Genomic DNA, 1078 nt, shown 5'->3' with positions numbered 1-1078 from the left:
GACAGATTGTAATATGAAGTGCGACACCTTGCTCAAAAAATAAAAATGGCCCATGGCCTGATTCGTGTAGAATAGAGTCACCACAACAACATTCACACAGGAGAATCAGTCCATGAGCTACAGACATCTTAGCATAATTGAACGCAGTAAACTAGAAGTATTACATCAACTGGGGCTGTCTGCTCGAGCCATTGCTCGCGAATTGAACCGCCACCACTCCACGATCAGTCGGGAACTGAAGAAAAATCAGAATCCGAATGGTTACCAAGCGGCTGCATCAGAGCATCGTTATCATCATCTTCGCCAAGCTCAGAAACGTCGAGGGAAGTGGACGGAGATAATTAGGAAAGAAATTGAGCAGCGACTTCATGAAACCTGGTCTCCTGAGCAAATTTCTATGCGTTATTGTCTGAAAAACCAGCCCATGGTTTCGTTCAAAACAATTTATCGTTGGCTTTATGAAGGTCGTTTGATTCGCACTACAGTTCAGCAGTTAAGACATAAAGGAAAGAGACAGAAGCCTCAAGAAAGACGAGGTCGCTTCCTCGTAGGTACTTCTATCAAACAACGACCTAACGAGATTCGCTCCCGAGAAACCTTTGGGCATTGGGAACTGGACACGGTCGTCTCTAGCCGAGGAAAAAGCAAGGCTTGTGTTGCTACATGTATCGAGCGAAAAACAAGACTGTACACCGCTATTAAAATGCCAGATCGTACTTCATTATCCATGGAAATCGCTGTAGGTGTAGCTGCTGCACAGTACCCTATTGGTACTTTTCAAACGGCTACCGTTGACCGCGGTAAAGAGTTCGCATGCTATCATGAACTGGAAGAGTTACATGGTATGAAGGTGTATTTTGCAGATCCGTATTCCTCATGGCAGCGAGGCTCCAATGAGAATGGAAATGGGCTCCTTCGAGAGTTCTTCCCAAAAGGAAAGGACTTTGCAGAAGTGACTGAGGAAGAATTAGCACACGCCCTCCATCTCATTAACAGCAGACCAAGGAAATGTTTAGGTTGGAAAACAGCTCACGAATCATTTGAAGAAGAAGTGTCGCACTTGGATTGACAATCCGTC

The 1078-nt window shown here is 45.1% G+C and carries 1 protein-coding gene; it reads left to right on the top strand.

Going from position 1 to position 1078, the window contains the following annotated elements; genetic code table 11:
* The first annotated feature begins 112 nt into the window (after positions 1-112).
* Positions 113-1069, top strand: a complete 957-nt coding sequence (locus H9647_RS25560; RefSeq protein WP_191805312.1) for an IS30 family transposase — start codon at positions 113-115, stop codon at positions 1067-1069.
* The last annotated feature ends 9 nt before the right edge of the window (positions 1070-1078 follow it).

This window comes from Paenibacillus gallinarum, assembly GCF_014836635.1.
In the GTDB taxonomy this organism is placed as follows: domain Bacteria; phylum Bacillota; class Bacilli; order Paenibacillales; family Paenibacillaceae; genus Paenibacillus; species Paenibacillus gallinarum.
Note: the sequence above shows the minus strand (reverse complement) of the source record. Positions and strands in the feature narration are given on the sequence as shown.

Coding starts and splice junctions, on each gene's coding strand:
- H9647_RS25560 (WP_191805312.1), top strand. CDS start 113: ATGAGCTACAGACATCTTAGCATAATTGAACGCAGTAAACTAGAAGTA.